At 64.3% G+C, this 18,248-nt stretch carries 15 protein-coding genes; 1 reads left to right on the top strand and 14 read right to left on the bottom strand.

Going from position 1 to position 18,248, the window contains the following annotated elements; genetic code table 11:
- Nucleotides 1-9 precede the first annotated feature (9 nt).
- From OIK40_RS04735 to OIK40_RS04780, 10 genes are all read right to left on the bottom strand, one after another.
- The gene (locus OIK40_RS04735; RefSeq protein WP_273676658.1) at nt 10-1,806 is read right to left on the bottom strand and encodes a carboxypeptidase regulatory-like domain-containing protein; all 1,797 of its coding nucleotides are present in this window, start codon (nt 1,804-1,806) and stop codon (nt 10-12) included.
- Nucleotides 1,806-3,914 (bottom strand): DUF4175 family protein, encoded by a 2,109-nt coding sequence (locus tag OIK40_RS04740; RefSeq protein WP_273676660.1) that lies wholly within the window; start codon nt 3,912-3,914, stop codon nt 1,806-1,808. Before OIK40_RS04740 ends, OIK40_RS04735 begins: the two co-directional genes overlap by 1 nt.
- Complete coding sequence (locus OIK40_RS04745; RefSeq protein WP_273676661.1) at nt 3,911-5,053, bottom strand: BatA domain-containing protein; 1,143 nt, start codon at nt 5,051-5,053, stop codon at nt 3,911-3,913. The genes OIK40_RS04740 and OIK40_RS04745 overlap by 4 nt, the downstream gene beginning before the upstream one ends.
- Nucleotides 5,050-5,946: a DUF58 domain-containing protein gene (locus tag OIK40_RS04750; RefSeq protein WP_273676663.1), complete on the bottom strand. Its 897-nt coding sequence runs from the start codon at nt 5,944-5,946 to the stop codon at nt 5,050-5,052. The genes OIK40_RS04745 and OIK40_RS04750 overlap by 4 nt, the downstream gene beginning before the upstream one ends.
- A gap of 3 nt (nt 5,947-5,949) precedes the next feature.
- On the bottom strand, nt 5,950-6,924 hold the full coding sequence (locus tag OIK40_RS04755) for an AAA family ATPase (RefSeq protein WP_374211787.1): 975 nt from the start codon (nt 6,922-6,924) through the stop codon (nt 5,950-5,952).
- A 47-nt stretch (nt 6,925-6,971) separates the two neighbouring features.
- Nucleotides 6,972-7,703, bottom strand: coding sequence for a DUF4159 domain-containing protein (locus OIK40_RS04760; RefSeq protein ID WP_273676665.1), 732 nt, complete (start codon nt 7,701-7,703; stop codon nt 6,972-6,974).
- Between the two features lie 27 nt (nt 7,704-7,730).
- Nucleotides 7,731-9,053: a TldD/PmbA family protein gene (locus OIK40_RS04765; protein ID WP_273676666.1), complete on the bottom strand. Its 1,323-nt coding sequence runs from the start codon at nt 9,051-9,053 to the stop codon at nt 7,731-7,733.
- Between the two features lie 22 nt (nt 9,054-9,075).
- Nucleotides 9,076-10,710 (bottom strand): TldD/PmbA family protein, encoded by a 1,635-nt coding sequence (locus OIK40_RS04770; protein WP_273676668.1) that lies wholly within the window; start codon nt 10,708-10,710, stop codon nt 9,076-9,078.
- A gap of 336 nt (nt 10,711-11,046) precedes the next feature.
- Nucleotides 11,047-12,084 (bottom strand): formylglycine-generating enzyme family protein, encoded by a 1,038-nt coding sequence (locus OIK40_RS04775; protein WP_273676669.1) that lies wholly within the window; start codon nt 12,082-12,084, stop codon nt 11,047-11,049.
- 116 nt (nt 12,085-12,200) lie between these two features.
- Nucleotides 12,201-12,674, bottom strand: coding sequence for an Lrp/AsnC family transcriptional regulator (locus tag OIK40_RS04780; protein WP_273676670.1), 474 nt, complete (start codon nt 12,672-12,674; stop codon nt 12,201-12,203).
- 73 nt (nt 12,675-12,747) lie between these two features.
- On the opposite strand from OIK40_RS04780, the gene OIK40_RS04785 reads away from it, so the two are divergent.
- Entirely contained in the window at nt 12,748-14,247 is a 1,500-nt protein-coding gene (locus tag OIK40_RS04785) for an aminotransferase class V-fold PLP-dependent enzyme (protein WP_273676671.1), read from the top strand.
- A gap of 24 nt (nt 14,248-14,271) precedes the next feature.
- Here OIK40_RS04785 and OIK40_RS04790 read toward each other — a convergent pair whose 3' ends face one another.
- From OIK40_RS04790 to OIK40_RS04805, 4 genes are all read right to left on the bottom strand, one after another.
- The gene (locus OIK40_RS04790) at nt 14,272-15,939 is read right to left on the bottom strand and encodes a sulfatase (protein WP_273676672.1); all 1,668 of its coding nucleotides are present in this window, start codon (nt 15,937-15,939) and stop codon (nt 14,272-14,274) included.
- Complete coding sequence (locus OIK40_RS04795) at nt 15,936-16,346, bottom strand: DUF1330 domain-containing protein (protein ID WP_273676673.1); 411 nt, start codon at nt 16,344-16,346, stop codon at nt 15,936-15,938. The genes OIK40_RS04790 and OIK40_RS04795 overlap by 4 nt, the downstream gene beginning before the upstream one ends.
- Nucleotides 16,343-17,251 carry a haloalkane dehalogenase gene (locus tag OIK40_RS04800; protein ID WP_273676675.1) on the bottom strand — a complete coding sequence of 303 codons (909 nt, stop codon included), beginning with the start codon at nt 17,249-17,251 and terminating at the stop codon, nt 16,343-16,345. The genes OIK40_RS04795 and OIK40_RS04800 overlap by 4 nt, the downstream gene beginning before the upstream one ends.
- Nucleotides 17,252-17,328: 77 nt before the next feature.
- Nucleotides 17,329-17,949, bottom strand: a complete 621-nt coding sequence (locus OIK40_RS04805; RefSeq protein WP_273676677.1) for a TetR/AcrR family transcriptional regulator — start codon at nt 17,947-17,949, stop codon at nt 17,329-17,331.
- Between the last annotated feature and the right edge of the window lie 299 nt (nt 17,950-18,248).

Below are 18,248 nucleotides of genomic sequence, written 5' to 3' on the forward strand. Positions count from 1 at the left end.
CGCATTCGACTATGCCTGCGCGCGCAGCCTGCGCTCTGCGAACCAGAGGGTTCCGCTGACCAGCAGCCAGATCAGGAAATAAGGCCATGCCGGACCACGGCGCTCCGGTTCGTCGGAGGCTGACGTGACGGTCTGCTCCGCAGCCCAACGCGCTGTTTGTTCGCCGACTTCATTTGCCCTTATTGTCCCGAGCGCATCCTTTGGCAGGACAAGAAAGGCAAATGTCTGTTCGCCGGAGGCCCCTGTCTGGGAAATGGTGTGAACACGCTGCATTGCGGGCCAGTAGGCAGCGCAACCGCGCGCGCCTGCATTGCGATCAATGGCGAGCGGGATCTCGGCCCCGTCGGGTGCGATCACGCGTGCCGTTCCGGCGATCCCGCATACTGCCATCCGCTCCCCGGCTTGTACAAGCGAGGGCACCTCGGGACGGAATTTGCTGTCGGGGCGTGCAACCGCACTCAGCGTATCGCTCCACCATTGTTCATAGCGATCGGATTGACCGTTAAGAACCAGCGCGAAGCTGTTCGCCACAGACCATACGGCCACGCGCCCGCGCTCGCTTTGCTGCCAGCCTGACAGCACGTTTCCGTCGGCATCTGCGACCACAGGCACGAAGTCCGAGCCGGTTCGCAAGATCCAGCGTCCGAGTTCGGGAGCGGGATCTTCGATCGTGTTGAGGTTCTCCGGAACATCGTCAGAGCCGGGACCGCGGCGGAACGCAAGCGCTTCCGCATCGGGTGCCAGCGGAGGCAACGCGACCGGCGCAATCTCGCTGCCGCCCTCTACGGCAAGGCCTAATCTGCGCCAGGCGTCGCGGGTTCTCGTCGTTGCAGCTTGGCTCATCCGCAAGACGACACCGAGCCCGCCGTCGACCGCCTTGGCCAGCGCAGCGCGCCCGCCGCTTTCGAGCCGTTCGAGCGAACGGTCGTCAATGATGATCACGTCGATCTCGCGCAGGCTGGTGGTGTCAAGGCGTACTCCGTCAGCGTCCAGATCGACCCCGCCGCCCGCATCGAGCCGGCTCTGCAGCCGGATCCCCGAATCCTCCGCCCATCGGCGCAGATATTTGGCCTCGGGCGAGGGCGCACCGATCAGCAGGGCACGGACGGGGCGCCCGGCGAGGGTGCGCAGCGGCACCGGCGTGTCAGAGACGATCGCCTTGTCGCGCCCGCGAAGCCGCAAGGTAAAGGAAGCGAGACCCGGCGTGCGTGCTGCGCCGCCTAGTGTGAAAGCCCCGTCGGGGCCTATCGCCCGGCTATCCACCCGGCGTCCGGCAGGATCGAGCAATTCGGCCGTGCCACCCTCCATGCCCGTCGCTGCGCCCCCCAGCACGAAGACAGATCCCGCCAGCGTATCCGTCGGAGCATCGAGCCGGATCAGGCCGCGCGGGAGTGGCATCTGGGTGAATTCGGCCGGTATTCCTGCCGTAATATCACGATCACGCGGCGGGAGGCCGCGCCCGAGGATCCGCAAATTCTGCACCTGACCATGGCGGCGCAGCGCGGTGGCGAGATCGGGAACCCGTTCCGCGCCGGCGATGGGCGGGGCTTCGGGCAACGCGATCAGCCGCTCGCCCGACTGCGCACGTGTGCCGTCTGGAGTCTCGGCGGTTGCCACCACCAGAGTCTCGCCGCCAATCGGCAGCATCGGCGGGAACAGGGTCAGAAAGAGCAGCAGGCTGCTGGCCAGTGTCAGCGTGGCGAGCAGCCAGGCCTGCCAACCGCGCCGAAGCAGCAGAAGTCGCAATGCCGCTGTGAGCGCGGCTATGGCGATCAGCGTGGCGGCGAGGCTTTCCGGCGCGAACATCAACGCAGGCCCTCGCTGTAGCGGCGTCCCAGCGCGCCACCATCATCGCGGCGGCGCACCTGTGCGGGCGGGCGGGTCAGTACAACCCAAAGCTCGCCGCGCAGCTTTTCGCGCAGGGCGCGTGAGGCGGGCCGGCTGCGCAGCGCGTCGATCGCGGCAAGCACGGCCAGCGGGTCGCGGATCCTTGGGCTGTTGCTCCGCACCCAGCTTTCAAGCCCCGCAAGGTCGATTTCATTGGTAGTGGAGAGGGCCCGCCACGCCGTTGCCGGGACCGCGTCCTCGATCGCAAAGGGGGTCAGCCGCGCACCACCGCTGACGATCCCTTCGCGCTTGCCGGTCAGCCGCCGCGTCATGTCAATCGGCGGCTGCTGCGATCCGATCCGAGGCAAGTAGATCCGTGTCGCCTGCTGCACCTGCTTGATGTAGCCGAGCGCTTCGTTCTCGAACGGGAGCGCCGCTTCGGGTTTCCCGGATCGCAGGTTGAGTTCGGCCTCCCACATCGCATCCAGCGCCGCCTTCAGCAGCTTTCGCGTTTCGGGATCGAGCAGGGTCGCTGCTTCGCTTTCGTCATGCACATGGCCGTATTCTGCGGTGATATTGCCAAGATCGCCGAAGACCGGCGATTCTGGCTCTGCGCCGTGATCGTGACCGTCACCGTCGTAATGCTCAGGCTCGGCAGGCTTGTCCTTGTCTGAAGTCGGCAGCGGCGGTCGCGGTGTCTCCTCGGCTTCCATGCCCACGAATTGACCGTACCTGAGGCGCAGCAAACGCTGATCGACCCCGATCGTGTCGGAACGGACGAGGAATTCGTCGGCGCTAAGGCGGTCGCGCTGTTTGATCAGCGCTTCGGTGTCGATGATGACCTGACGCTGGCTGCGGAAATAGGCGGGCATCGCCTGCTTCGCCATCAGGTCGAGCCCTTCGGCCTGCTGCGGTTCGGGCACAGACCAGCGCAGGATCACGCCGGGGCCGCGCACCACCTGCGGATCGGGATCGCGGGTGTCGGCGACGGTCAGCTGCACTACCAGATCGCTGCCCGGCTGGAGGCCAAAGGACGCAAGCGGGAGTTCGATCACGAAGCGGCGGCGCGTGGGCTCGCCCATGCCGGTGACCGTCCGGCTGCTTTCGGTGAATCTGACGTTCTCGCCTTCACCAATGGCGGTGGTGACTGTCAGCCGGGCGAGCCTGTCGACGGCATAATCGTCACTCGCCTCGAACACTACGCGCCAGCTGCGCTGACCGGGCTGCATGGTGACGAGGCCCGATGCCGGTTCGATCACCCGCACCTGCGGCGGTTCATCGGGGATCGGCTCCAACCGGTGGGCGGGCTGGCTTTCGCGCATTCCTTGGGCGGTGATGCGGTAGAGCGCGGGCATGTCGAGCCGCAGCGATCCGCTCCATCCTTCGTCGGTTCGCTCCAGCGGCAGGCGCTGTCCGCCGATCAGTTGCAGCGCGGCTGCGGAGGGTTGCGGGGTGAAGGCGAAAGTCCATTCGATCCGCGATCCGGCGGGCGCACGTATGTCGAGACTGTCGCTTACGCGTGCCGGCAGGCCGGTATAGGCCGTCGGCACGATCCGCACACGCTGGCCGGTGAGGCGCGGCGGGCCAAGGGTGGCATCCGTAGCCTGCGTGGCGGGTGCTGGTGGGGGCGGCGCGCTGCTTTCACTTTGCCAGTAGGCGATGCCTGCCAGCGCCACCGCGCCCAGAGCCCAGGCCATAAGAATGCCGCGCTTCGGCCAGTCATCGGCAAGACTCACCGGGTCGATAGCTTCGATCCGCTCGGCGATACGGCCTGACTGCACGCGCTCCAGCGGGGCAAGATCGCCCTCGGCAAAGACTAGCCCGGCGCTGTCTTCAAGCTGCACTTCGCGCGCATTGAGACGGCGAACCAGCCAGTCTCGGTCGAGACGGCCTGCGCGCCGGATTGCCACCCAGCCGAGCGCCGTCCCGCTTGTCAGCAGTAGCCCCGCAGCCAGTACGCCGCCGACGACTGCCCAGCCCAATCCGGCAAGCACCAGCACAAGCGGGCTTCCAAGCAGCATAACTTCCCCCGCTGCGCGGCGGCGCGCGGGACGGAGCCAGGTGTCGAAGCGAAACTCGCGGCTCACGCGGCAAACCTCCGCCTGCGGGTGGCGAGCAGTCGTTCGGCAAGGAAGACGATCGCGATCATCACCGCCAGCCATGGCGCGAGGTCGCGCGGCGGGAGCGGGTAGGGCGCGGCCCCGGCGGTCGGGACGAATGCGGCGGAGGCGACCCGCGCAGGTGGCGGGGCAGGGGGAGTGACGAGATCCCGCAATGTGGCGGCGAAATCGGGGGCAAGCAGATCGGGCATCTGGGCCGGGACAAGCGGCCGGGTAAAGCGCATCAATCGCCCTTCGCCCAGAAAACCGCCTTCAACCAGAACGCCGCCGGTCTGGTCGCGCCATAGCGCCTCGGTGGTGGCGGGCATGGCGACTTCGGCGGTGCTGCCGAGCAGAGCGGTGCCGCCTGCGCCGATCCAGTCGGTCACGGCTTGCGGTACGGGGCCAGGGTTGAGCCAGACGAGCACGGCATCCTGCCGAGGCAGCGCGGTGCCCGTGCCTGCATCGAAACGGGGCGCGTCGCTCCATGCTCCGGCGGCGGCGCGGAAATAGCGCACCGCGCCGGCCTGCGCTTGCTGGTACCGCACCGACAGCGCCGGGTTCTCCGGCGGGGCAGGCTTTTCGGCCTTCTTGTCAGCTCCGACAATTCGCCATGTGACCTTGCGAGAAAGGCGCAACCTGTCTGCGTCGACCCCGTCCAGTTCCGGCGGCACGAGGATCGTCAGAGGCGCCTCGGCCGGCAATTCCGCATCGAACTGGCGGATCAGGCTGGAGGTCTGCTCTGGTGATGCGGGCGGAGCAGTGTCGATTGCCGGAAAGCCCGGTGCGATCCAGCGGAGGTCTGCATCCGGCCCAGCCGTTTTGCGCGCTGCGGCTGGATCGATCCCCGGCGCAACCAGAACGCGGGGGCTGTTGTCATCCCAGCCGAGCACCGCCGGGCGGGCAAGCAACAGCGCCAGCAGCGCGATGAGCAGCAGCCGCAACGCGAGCAGCACCCATTCGTCAAAGCGCAGTTTGCTGCGTGGGCGAGGGCGCGGATCGAGCCAGCGCAGCGCGGCAAACTCGATCGGCACCTCTTCGGTGCGCCGCCGCAGGTGGATCAGCAGCGGCACGACCAGAGCCGCGAGTGCAACAAGGCCGAACGGGACCAGCAAGAGCGGCGTCACTTCGGGGGTGCCCCCCGTCCGAAGAAGGTCTGCAAGGGGCTGTCGATAGGCTCGTCCAGCACATAGACGGTGTGCCGGATGCCCGCGCTGTCGAGCCGATCGTCCAGCGCCGCGCGGGCAGCGGCAAAGCGTGCAAGGAAGTCTTCGCGCAGCGCCTTGCCGTCGCCGACCAGCGTTGCGCCGCTTTCCTGTTCACGGAAAAGGTAGCCGCCGTCGAAGGGGAAATCGCGCTCCTCAACGGTCAGCATCTGTACTGCCAGCACCTCCCGCCCCGCCTTGGCGAGCCGTTCGATCAGCGCGATGCCGCCTTCGTCGAAGCAATCGCTGAGGAAGAATACCAGATCATGCGCACCGATCCGTTCCCACAGCGGCGTGAGTGTTCCTGCATCGGGAAAAGTGCCTGCTGCCTGAAGCCGTGCAAAGTCGATCTGCAAGTGGTCTTTCTGCGCGCGCCCGCCATGCGGGTCAGCCACCTCCAGCGCGTCTTCCTGCAAGGCTATCCACCCGAAGCGGTCGCCCTGCATCATCGCGAGTTCGGCAATGCAAAGAGCCACCAACTTGGCTGCATCGAGGCGCGACCAGTCGGGCCGCGCCCGGTCGGCCTGCGCCATTGACGCGCTGGCATCGATCAGGATCCAGACAGAGACCGGACTTTCCTGTTCAGCCTCGCGCACGAAGAATTTGTCCGACCGGGCGAACAGCTTCCAGTCGATCCGGCGCGGTTCGTCGCCGGGTTCGTAAGCGCGGTACTGCGCGAATTCGAGTCCCGCGCCCTTGTTGCGGCTGGGGTGCATCCCGAAGCCGCCCGTACCCAGATCGCTGCGCGTGCGCAGGCGCAGCCGCTTAAGCCGGCTGCGGACCTCGGGCGGGATCGTGAGCGGCGTGTGCGCCATGGGTCAGGCGGCGGGCGGCGGAAGGTGAGCCAGCAGCGCGGCGACCACATCGTCGGCGCTCTTGCCCTCCGCCTCAGCAGCAAAGGACAGCAGCAGGCGGTGGCGCATGACTGGCGCGGCGAGGGCAGCGATATCCTCGCGCGTCGCGGCGAGCCGTCCGTGGAGCAGCGCGCGTGCTTTGGCGCAAAGCACCAACGCCTGCCCGGCACGCGGTCCAGCGCCCCAGCGCACATATTGCCCGACTTCGGAAGGCGCAGCCGGATCGCCCGGACGGGTGGCACGCACCAGCGAAGTGATCCAGCCGAGCAGATCCTCGCTGAGATAAACGTCGCGCACGATCGCCTGCAGCGCCAGCACGTCCGCGCCTTCCATCACGCAGGGCACTGCCGCGCCCGCCTTGCCGGTGGTCAGCGCGAGGATATCGCGTTCCTCTGCGGCGGTCGGGTAGCCGACCCGCACCAGCAACAGGAAGCGGTCGAGCTGCGCCTCGGGCAGAGGATAGGTGCCGGCCTGCTCCAGCGGGTTCTGCGTTGCCAGTACGAAGAAGGGTTTGGGCAGCTGATAGGTCTGCCCGCCATAGCTGACGGTCTTTTCCTGCATCGCTTCCAACAGCGCGGCCTGCGTCTTGGGCGGGGTGCGGTTCAATTCGTCGGCGAGCAGCAGGTTGGTGAACACCGGTCCCTTCTGAAAGCGGAAAGACCGGTGGCCGGTGCCGTGATCCTCTTCCAGCAATTCGGTGCCTAGGATGTCGCTCGGCATCAGATCGGGGGTGAACTGGACGCGCCGGAAATCGAGCGCCAGCGCCTCGCCCAGCGTGCGCACCAGCAGCGTCTTGCCCAGGCCCGGCACGCCTTCGAGCAGGCAATGCCCGCCCGCGAGCAAGCCGATCAGCAATTGTTCGACGACATCGTTCTGCCCGACGATCGCGGTGGCGATGGCCTGCTTGAGTGCGTCAAGCTTTGCGATTCGTCTTTCGATGTCGGCGGCATCCGCCGCAGCCTGCTGTGCCACCTGTCTTCAACCCTTCAATTGCTGAGCGCATACATGATGATGTTCACCCCGAAGCGGGTGTTATCTTCCGCGAGAAAGCGCTTGTTGCGCCAGTCGTAGTCCCACTCGCAGCCGTAGTCCTTGTTGCTGTAGAGGATGCCTAGACGCCCGTTGATGGTGATGCCCTTGAGATAGTCATGGATCAGGTCATCGCCCCAGCCATTGAGCTCGAAGGAGGTCGCGGGCGGGCCCTTGAACTTGAAGAAGCTGGTGTAGACGGGGTGGTCATCGGGCAGCTTTTTCAGCGCCTCGCCGCCGAAAATGCGGGCCATTTGTGCTTCGAATGACTTGGCGAAAAGTCCGTCGATGTCGTGGTTGCAATCATCGACGAAGACAAAGCCGCCATTGCGCACGTAGCGTTCGAAATTCCGGCGTTCGGCATCGGAGAATTCAACCGCCTTGTGCCCCGCGAGGTAGCAGAACGGGGCCGAAAGCATCCGGGGATCATCCAGCGCGACGACGTGTTCTTCAGGGTCAACCCGTAAGGACGTATAATCGACGAGCGAAGTTATGAGGTTTGCCGGCATGCGCTGGTCGACGTCCCAGTCGCCGGAATTGTACTTCAGCCGGGTGAACCAGAAGTCATACCCGCGCGATGCCGCACCACCCGCGCGCTGGGCCGCGAGCGCGCCCGGCAGCGCGGCACCCGCCAGCCCGCAGGCGATAAGCCGGAGGAAACCGGCGCGGGTCATGGCTGTGCCGCTCATGTTACCCGCGCCCGTTCTGTCATGGCGTCAGACGGCGTCCGACAGCGAGGTGAAGGTGAAGTCCCGGATCTTCATGGGCGGTACCATGATATTGCCGTTCTCGACCCGGACCGAGCGGCCCAGTTCCTCGATATTGTTGAGCATGATCACCGGGCTTTCGTTGAAGCGGAAGTTCTTGATCGGATACTTCAGCTGCCCGTTCTCGATGTAAAAGGTGCCGTCGCGGGTAAGGCCGGTCAGCAGCACCGTCTGCGGATCGACCATGCGAATGTACCACGTGCGGGTGACGAGAATGCCGCGTTCGGTGCCGACGATCAGTTCCGAAGTCGACTTGGTGCCGCCTTCCATGATCGTGTTGCCCCAGCTCGCCGTCTCCGGCTTGCCTTGCTTGGAAGCCCAGTACCGCGAATAGTCGAGGTTCGCGACTTTGCCCTGATCAATGATCTTGACCCGGTCGCGCGGCAGGCCTTCGCCGTCCCACGGCATGACCGGCACCACCGGGTTCCACGGATCGGTGTAGATGTTGACGCGCGGATCCATGATCTGCTCGCCGATCTTGTTGCCGCCGCCCTGCTTGCTGAGGAAGCTGCGCCCTTCGTCCGCCGAACGGGCGTCGAAGAAGTTCATCATGAAGCTGATCAGCCCCGATGCAGCCGCTGGTTCCAGAATGACAGTGTACTTGCCCGGCTCCAGCGCCTGTGCATCCACCGATGCCGCCGCCTTGCGCATCGCGATCTGGATGTCGCGGGACGCGTCGAACTCAGCAATGTCCTTCACATTGCTGGCGACCCAGCCCGATCCGCGGCCGTCTTCGGTACGCACGGTGCAGGTGTAATCGGCGACCGTGGACTTCTGGTAGCCGAAATTACCGTTGGAATTGGCATGGGCGAAGAAGGTGTGCCCGTCTTCGAGGAAGCCCGCCGCAATCAGGCCGCGCTCACGGCAGGGCAGGATCGATGCTTCGGCGATCTTCGCGCGGGCCTCCGCCGTCAGCGCGGCGGTCGCCTCGCTGAAGGTGTCGGTAGCGCGATAGGTCTGCTTGCCGACCGCGGGCATGAATTCGGGGTTTTCCGGGGCCAGCTTCGCCAGATCCTCGGCGCGGCGCACGACCCGTTCGAGCGAGGCATCGTCGAACTGGTTGATGGTGGCCGTCCCGACCCGCTTGCCGAACGCGACCTGCACGCCCAGTTCGACATCGTCGACGATCCCCGAGGTGGAAATGTCGTTACGCGCGAAGCGGACGTTACCCTGATAGCCGCCGCCCAGCTGGGCGCTGATCTCGTCGGCAGTGGAAAGCGCGATGACCTTGTCGAGGATGGCCTTGGCTTGCGCTTCTGAAAGAATGCTCATTGCTGCTTCTCCTGTGCGCGCTTCAGCCCAGCGACCGGGCGGTGTTGATGACATTGATCCCGTCGAAACGGGTGGTCGAGGAGCCATGGCTTACGGCCGAAATCTGGCTCGGCTGGCCCTTGCCGTCGAAGAACGATCCGAACATGCGATAATCGCTCTCGTCGCAGATCGCCGAACACGCGCCCCAGAATTCGGGGGTGCGCATCTGGTAGGCGACATCCTCGATCATCGGACCGAGTTTGCCGTTCTTGATCTCGTAGAACACCGTCCCGCCGAATTGCGCGTTGTAACGCTGCTGGTCGATCGAGAAAGAGCCGCGTCCTGAGATGTAGATGCCGTTTTCGACTCCTGCGATCATGTCGGCAGGGGACATCTTGGTCTTGCCGGGGGCGAGGCTGACATTGGCCATGCGCTGGAACTGCACCGAAGACCAGCTGTCGGCATAGCAGCAACCGTCGGATTCATTTTTGCCGACGATATGCGCCTGATCGCGGATGGTCTGGTAATCGACCAGAATGCCGTCTTTCACGAGATCCCAGCGCTTGGTCTTCACGCCTTCATCGTCATACCCGACCGCGCCGAGCGACCCGACCTGGGTCTTGTCGGCAAACAGGTTCACGATATCGCTGCCGTATTTGAACGCGGCGTCGCGTTTATCGAGGGTGGCGAAGCTGGTGCCAGCGTAATTCGCCTCGTAGCCGAGCACGCGGTCCAGTTCGAGCGGGTGGCCGACGCTTTCGTGGATCGTCAGGCCAAGGTGGTTGGGATCGAGCACGAGGTCATATTTGCCCGGCTTGACCGAAGGCGCCTTGAGCTTGGCCTGCGCGTCATTCGCCGCGGCGATGGCGTCTTCCTTCATGTCGTAGGTATTACCGTAGGTGGTCAAGCCATTGGACAGCACGAACTTGTCCTCGTCGCGGCCGTCCATGTATTCCCAGCCCAGACCCATCGGCGCGGATAGGCCATCGCGAGACCGGAACTTGCCGGTGGTGGTGTCCACGGCGGTTACCGTCAGCGGCGCCCAGATGCGGTGCACGTCCTGATCGATGTAGGAACCATCGGTCGAGGCAAAGTACTTCTGCTCGTTGACGAGGAAGAGCAGCGAATTGACGTAGTTGGCCCCGGCATTGAGCGCCGCGTCATTGACGCTCATCAGCAGATCGACCTTGTCGGCGATCGGCACTTCCATCGCGTTCTTCCGGATGGGGGTGCGCCAGCTGACTTCGCCGACCCCGGGCGTGGGGGCGAGCTGTACGGGGGCGGTCTGGATGCGGGCATTGGCCTTGGCAATCGCGGTTGCCTGCCGCGCGGCATCGGCAACGGCGTCTTCGGTCATGCCGTTGGTTGCGGCAAAGCCCCATGCGCCGTCGGCGATTACGCGCACGCCGGTGCCGGTGCTTTCGGTGTTCACTATATTCTCGACATTGCGTTCGCGGGTGATGACGAACTGGCGCAGGTAACGGCCGACGCGCACGTCGCAATAACTCGCTCCAGCAGCGGTCGCGGCCGAGAGCGCCGCGTCAGCAAGCTGCTTCTTGACCGCTACGTCGATCCCGTCCTGCAGCTGGCTGGCGGCAATGGCCTTGCCGAAGATGGAGGGTGACAGCGCCGCACCGGTAAAAAAGGTGCTAAGCGCAAGGAAATCCCTTCGGTCCATTTGGTTGCTCCCCATCGGGCCAGTCACTTTCTTCGGAGTATCCAAAGAAAATTCGGCCATTGCATCACGACATGGGCCATTGCTGCCGAAAGGCCACGCAACAATCAAACCGGCGAACGGGGAGGTTGTGCCAGCCCCGCGCGACGGTCCATGTCTCTTCGATGCCCCTTCGCTAGCAAGCCGAACAGCGATAGGGCAAGGGAGACGACGAAGCGCTCCCCTTAATCGACGAATGTGTAACCACAAGGCGACGATCGAGCGCACTCGGCCGGTCGGTCCGATCCTTAGCGAGTGATCCCACCCCGATTACCGGAAAGGGGCCGATGCATCTGGTTGTCACTCTTTGCGGCTATTACTGGATGATGTCGGCGGGGGCGCCTTGCCGTCATAGGCAAGGCGGAAGCCCACGTTTGACGCACCCAGGCCGGGATCGCGCCCCTGACGGCTTTCGGGGCGATATCGCTGGCAGTAGTTTGGCGCGCAAAGGTAGCTGCCGCCCTTCATGACCCGGCTGGCGAAACCGGGGTTCAACGGGTCATAGGCGTCGTTCTCGCTGGCTCTGCGCGGATTGTCGCGCGTTTGCGGATCGTGCCCGGGCCGATAGAAGTCTGCCGTTACCTCCCAGACATTGCCGACCATGTCGTAGAGTCCGAAGCCGTTGGGCGCAAAGCAACCGACCGGCGCGATGCCCTTGAAACCGTCAGCCGCTTCGTTGACGACCGGAAAGACGCCCTGCCAGCTGTTGGCGCTTTTGGCATCGGGCTGTTCGACATAATCGGGCGCGCCTGCGCTGGCTGCATATTCCCACTCGGCCTCGGTCGGCAGCCGTCCGCCACGCCATGCCGCATAGGCCTGCATGTCTTCCCATGCGAGATGCACTGCCGGTTGATCGGGCACGGCATCGGGCCCCTGCCGGCCGTAGGGCTTTTTCCAGCTGGCACCGGGCACATAGTCCCACCAGTCGGCATAGTTGCGCGAAGGGCGATCGGGCGGGGTGAACACCGCCGAACCGGGCTGCAGCATATGGGCCGGGATCTGTTCCACCGGCACGCCGAACTGCGCCGGATCGACGGGCTTTTCGGCCACCGTGACATAGCCGGTCGCATCGACGAACTCGGCGAACTGGCGGTTGGTGACTTCGTGCGGATCGATCCAGAAACCGTCCACCCGTGTTTCGCGCGGCGGGCCTTCCTCGGCATAGACCGCATCGCTGCCCATTATGAAGCTTCCGCCTTCGATGTACACCGGTAGCGAGCGCGGGGTTTCGCACGTTGCCGTGGCGGCAAAATCTGTGGCCGACCGAGGCAGCGCATTTTCGTCCGTTGCGCCGCCGCAGGCCGCGACCAACCACGCCAGTGCAAGCGCCCAGCCCATTTTTATCCGGCGCAGCCCGGGCGGGCGGCAATCCCGCCCAGGCAGAGAGACCCTGGCTTTCAGCAATTGCCGCAAATCTGTTCCTCTATCCGCCTGAAGCTTTCGGCCCTGCCGGGTCAGGTGAGCGTGACGGGACGGGACGCGATCATTTCCTCCATGACGAAATGACCGGTAACAACCGAAAGTTCGAACCCGTCGACAAGTTGCTGGTAAAACCGGTCATAACCCCTGATCCCGGCCGTAACGACCTTGATAAGATAATCCCATTCCCCGCCGATGCGGTAAAGATCCACCACGCCGGGGATCCGCGCGACATGATCCTTGAACGCCACCGCCCAGTCTTTCGAATGGTGCGGGGTCTTGATCATCACCATTACCACCAGATCCAGCCCGAGCCGCGCGAGATCGATCACCGCGCGCTGGCCGCGCAGCACGCCCTCGGCTTCAAGCCGCTGCAAGCGCCGCCAGCAGGCATTCTGCGACAGGCCCACGGTTTCGGCCAAAGCCCGCTGGCTAAGCGAGGAATCGGATTGAAGCGCCATCAGGATGCGGCGATCAATATTGTCTATCTGGAGCGATTGTGTGGTCATTTGACCCACTATTAGCGCAAAATTTCCCGTTTCAGGTAATGAAATCGCGCGCGATATGCGAGATTCTTCCCCCATGACCCATGCCAGCTTTCCAGCCGCCGAATCTGCGTTGATTCATGCCGAAGCCCTGTTCGAGGCCTTTCGTGCCGATATTCGCGCAAAGATCGCGGCGGGCACGCTGGCACATTCGATTATCGGCAAAGGCGCGGCCGTCGATGGCCCGTTCGGCCCGCAGCCGCTGCTTTATGCCGATTACGCCGCATCGGGCAGGGCGCTGCGCGAGATCGAGCATTTCGTCATCGAACACGTCCTGCCCGTCTACGCCAATCCGCATACCCAGGCATCGTTCTGTGGCCGGTCGATCAATGCGCTTCGTCGCACAGCGCGGGCTGAGGTCGCGCGGTTCTGCGGCGCGGGCGATGACGACGCGGTGATTTTCGCCGGATCAGGCGCGACCGCCGGCATCCAGAAGCTCGTGCGTCTGTTCGGAGCCGACCGCTGCGACGAGAGCGGTTCGCCTGCGCTGGTTCTGCTCGGGCCCTACGAGCACCATTCCAACCTGCTGCCATGGCGCGAGAGTGGTGCGGATGTGATCGAGCTGCCCGAGGATAGGGACGGCGGGCCGGACCGGACAGCCTTGGCCAGAGCGCTGGAACAGGCGCGCGGACGACGGATCATTGCCGCATTTTCCGCCGGATCGAACGTCACCGGCGCGTTGAGCGATGTGGTCGCGCTGTCGCAAATGGTGCAGGCGGCCCGCGGAAAGGTAATCTGGGACTACGCGGGCGCTGCGCCTTACCTGCCGATGGCAATGCAGCTCGCATCAGGCGTGCATGTCGATGCGCTGGTGTTTTCGCCGCACAAGTTCCTGGGCGGCCCGGCATCTTCAGGTGTGCTGGTCGTGCGGCGCGATGCGGTTGTGATTGACCGGCCATCTGCACCGGGTGGAGGCACTGTCGGTTTCGTCTCGCCCGAGGGGCAAGATTACCTGTCCGATCTTTCCGCGCGCGAGGAAGCCGGGACGCCCAATGTCATCGCCGATATCCGCACCGCGCTCGCCGCGATCGTGCGGTCCTGCATGGTGGAGGCCGGGCTTGATCTGCGCGCGCAGGCGCTGTGCCGGGCGGCGCTGGCCTGTTGGTGCGAACATCCGCGGATCGAGGTGCTGGGTTGCACACAGGCAGAACGGCTGCCGATCATATCGTTCCGGGTGCGTGACGGTGCCGGTGCAATTGTGCACCACCAACTCGTTACCCGCATTCTCAGCGATTGTTTCGGGGTTCAGGCGCGTGGGGGGTGTGCCTGCGCAGGGCCCTATGTCCACCGCCTGCTCGGCATCGACGAGGCAGCCTCGCGTGCCATCCATGCAGCGATCCGCGCCGGACACGAACTCGACAAGCCGGGCTTCGTCCGGGTCAATTTCTCGCCCCTGATGAGCGATACCGAAGTCGCGAGGCTGGTCGCCAGTGTCGAGCAGGTGGCTGACGGATATGAGCAATTGGCGCGCCATTTCGTCGCCAATCCCGCGACCGCAGTGTTCGAACCGGTTGTGCAAGCTGCAGTGGCCGGCTGACAGCAGCGCAAGCGTTACGGCCGATCAGTTGGGCCAGTACACCAATTCGTCGCCCGCCACGTAAGGCTCCGCCAGCGTCTTGTCGATCGACACCGGAGTGTCGAAAGTGCTGGCGTAGAGTGGCGGCTTGCGGACACGGTGATGTGCGGCCAGCAGCGCTTCCAGCTCCGCTCGTTTGGCCGGCTCGGCCGCCGCGAGGTTGCGCTTTTCGGTAGGGTCGGCGGCGAGGTTGTAGAGCCACACCTTGTTCTGCTTCGTGTTCACCTGAAGCTTCCAGTCGCCCGCGCGAACTGCCTTATAGTACCCGCTGTTCCAGAATAGCGGCGCATCGGCGCGAAGCTGGGCGCCGGTGCCGGTCAGCGCGGGTGTGAGATCACGCCCGTCGATCACCAGCCCTTGTGGCAGCGGCGCGCCTGCCGCAGCGGCCAGCGTCGGCATCAGATCGACCTGACCGACAGGAAGCGGAATCCGTGTGCCCGGCGCAATCCGCGCAGGCCAGCTTGCGAACATGGGCACCCGGATGCCGCCTTCGAAGAAAGTGCCTTTGCCGCCGCGATAGGGTGCGTTGAGTTTATCCAGCCCGATATAGCCCGGGGCGCCGTTATCCGACGAGATCACCACCAGAGTGTTTTCCGCCAAACCCTCAGCTTCGAGCTTTGCCATGATCCGCCCCACACTACGATCCAGCGCGCGGACCATTGACGCATAGACCCGCAGCCGGTGCGGGCCGATATCGCCAACTGCGTCATAATCCTCGCGCGTCGCCTGCAAGGGCGAATGCACACCCCAGTGGGCAAGATAGAGGAAGAAGGGCCGATTGCGGTTCGCGTCGATTACCTTCAGGCTCTCGTCGGTCCAGTAGTCTGCCAGATAGCCGCCGGGGGCGAACTTCTCACCGCCGTTATAGCTTGTGACGAAATGGCCTGCGGCCCACAGGAAGCGATCGATCGGATCGAAGTCGACCCGGGCGTTGACCGCATCGGGGTGATCTTCAGGCAGGTGAAGCATCCCGTCGAGATTCAGGCTTTCATCGAAGCCTTGCGCGTTGGGATTGAAACTCGGAGCGTTGCCAAGGTGCCACTTGCCGATGTGCACCGTGTGGTAACCGCGCGCCTTGAGAACTTCTGCGACTGTGACCTCTTCTGAGGGCAGCCCCTGTTCCTCGAATGGCGGCGCGACCGCATCGGCCTTGGCATTGTAGATGGTTGGCGGACGATCGGGCGAGATATCTGCGGAGACCATAGAGACAATCCGCGCAAACCCGTCCGGGGTAGGCGTGAATTCGAACCCGGTGCGGGTGGCATAACGGCCCGTCATCAGCTGCGCGCGCGATGGCGAGCAGGTGGCGTTGCCGGCATAGGCTTGCGTGAAGATCGCTCCTTGTGCGGCCAGCCGGTCGATATTGGGGGTTTGGACCTTGCCGTCCCCTACGCCGCCACCGAAGGTCGACAGGTCGTTGATTCCCAGATCGTCGAACAGGATGAAGATGATGTTGGGCGGTCGCTCCGCCGGAGATTGCTCGGCCTTGTCCGGCCCCTGCTGCCACGGCACAGGCCGGTTGTCCGCCACCTGCTGGGTACTGCGCCAGCGGATAAAGGTGAGCGCAAGGTCGGTGCGCCAGATATAGGCCGCACCGCCAAGCATGGCGAGGCATGCCAGCGTGCCGAGCGCCGCCTTGTGCCAGCGTTTCACGGTGTCGCCCTTGTGCAGATGTTGAGCTGCCCTGCCAGCCCCGCGTCGCGATGCTTGGCGATTGTCTGATATTCGGGCGACTGCACCATCGTCATCATCGCCAGCCTCGAGGGATATTCGGCAATCGCGACCATGTCCCAAAGCTCTTCGACTTCGCCCAGCAGCAGCCCGGTTACCGCGCCGCTGAAGCGCACCTTGCCACCGACCGCTGCAAGGCAGGCGCCGACGCCTGCGGCATAGCGCAGATAGGCTTCGCGTCCGGTCAGATCGGGTTCCGATCCGTCGGGATAGGTCGCCTTCTCCCGGAACTTGAGCAGATTGACCATGCACATTGGCCCGTCATCGCCGCCGGTGAAAAAAGCCATTGCCTGTTCGGGCGTGGGATGGAGCTGATTGGTGACGTTCATTTCGTATCTCCCTGCCGGGCAATCTCGAGAATGGCTCCGACGAAGCCCTGCGGGTCGTCTTCCTGAATGAAATGTCCGCCCGAAAGCGTGCGATGCGGCTGGCCTGCGGTCCCGGGAACCCGGCCGATAAAGCGGCTTTCCCCGCCACGGGTGATCGGATCACCGTCGCTGAAGGCGCACAGGAACGGCTTGTCCCACGTTTCAAACACCTTCCATGCCTCGCGCTGGTCGGGCACGGCGAGATTGCCGGCAAAGGGCACGAGGCTGGGGAAGATCCGCGCCCCTGCCTTGTAGCGCGCATCGGGAAAGGGCGCGTCGTATGCCGCGATTTCGGCGTCGGAAAGGCCGCGTTTGGTGCCTTTGGCGATGATCTTGCCGATCGGGAAAAAGGGACTCCATTGCGAAAAGGCGCGCCAGATCGCGAAAGCGCGCGGGGCGGGGCCACCTTCGGGCAAGCCGCCATTCGACAGAACGACGCCCGCAAACCGTTCGGGCATGGCTGCCACCAGTCTGAGTCCGATAAGCGACCCCCAGTCCTGGCAGGCCAGCGTGATGCCACCGAGTTCGAGCGCTTCGATCCATTGACGCATCCAGCCGACATGGCGGGCATAGGTGTAGTCGGATTTAGCCGCGGGCTTGTCCGATTTGCCGAAGCCGATCAGGTCGGGCGCAAGCACGCGGTAACCGGCGGCGGCGAGAGGGCCGATCATGTGGCGATAGAGATAGGACCAGCTCGGCTCGCCATGCATCATCAAGACGATCCGGCCTTCGCGCGGGCCTTCGTCAATGTAGTGGATGCGAAGGGGCTGCCCGGTCCGCGCATCCACAATGTCGAGATAATGCGGTTCAAAGGGAAAATCATCGATCCCCGCGAAGGCTGCGTCAGGGGTGCGCAAAATCTCCAAACTACCCTCCCGCCATTCCTTCAACTATTGGCATGATAAGTGTCATTATATCGCATGTCCGTCAATCTGCGCGCGCATCATGCTCCGGATTGCTGTGCCAGTGCATCGTCGAGCATCCGCCGCACCACCGCTTTGGCTTCATCTACCGTCAGACCCTGATCATGGCGCAACAGCCGCCAGGTGTTGAAGCTGAGGATTACATTCAGTCCGCGCGCACCCATGGTGTCGGCGCGCACATGTTCGGGCAGGTGGGCTTCGAGCGTTTCCGCTTCGAGCCGCAGAAGCCGCCGGTAGTCCTGCATCAGATAGGGGGATTCGAACCGCCGGATGTTGGCCGAAATGCGAAAGGGCATGATCGCCTCGAAAATCCGCGCACGGCGCTCTGCAAGGTCAGTCAGGCGTTGCTGCCAAGTCGCCCCTTGGGGCGGACGCAGCAGGATCGGGAGGACGCGCGCCTCGATCTCCTCACTCATCTCGCGATAAAGCGCGTCCATATCCTTGAAGTGGCGAAACACCGAGCGCAGTCCCACTCCGGCGACTTCGGCAACCTGTGCGGCGCTGGGTGCAACCTCGCCCTTGGCCACCAGTTCAAGCATGGCGGAAGCAATGCGCGAACGGCTTGACCGGCTGCGTTCGCGCCTGCCGTCCGACAGTGGGGCCGCGGTGGCCGAAGTTGCGGAAATCTTCGTTGCAGCCATGTGCCTCGCAACCTTTGCGGGAAGGGCGGGAACCCAAGTCTTCAAAACGTAAAATATGGCACACAAACTGTCAATTTAATAACCCTGAGGCAGACGCCTTGGCGGGTTAGGTGATGTCGTGGCAGTGACCGTCATCACCCTTTTCGGGCGAGGCATCGGCCCTGCGGCGCCGGGGTTTTGACTGCCGGACAGTCTGCAATTGCGTGCGCGGGCCGCCGACGTGCATGGACGTGGCGCGCAGCGTAAACCAGCGCCAGTCCGCCGAGATTGATCACGCCCGCTGTCAGCGATCCACCGGC

It is taken from the genome of Erythrobacter fulvus, assembly GCF_028595285.1.
In the GTDB taxonomy this organism is placed as follows: Bacteria; Pseudomonadota; Alphaproteobacteria; order Sphingomonadales; family Sphingomonadaceae; genus Erythrobacter; species Erythrobacter fulvus.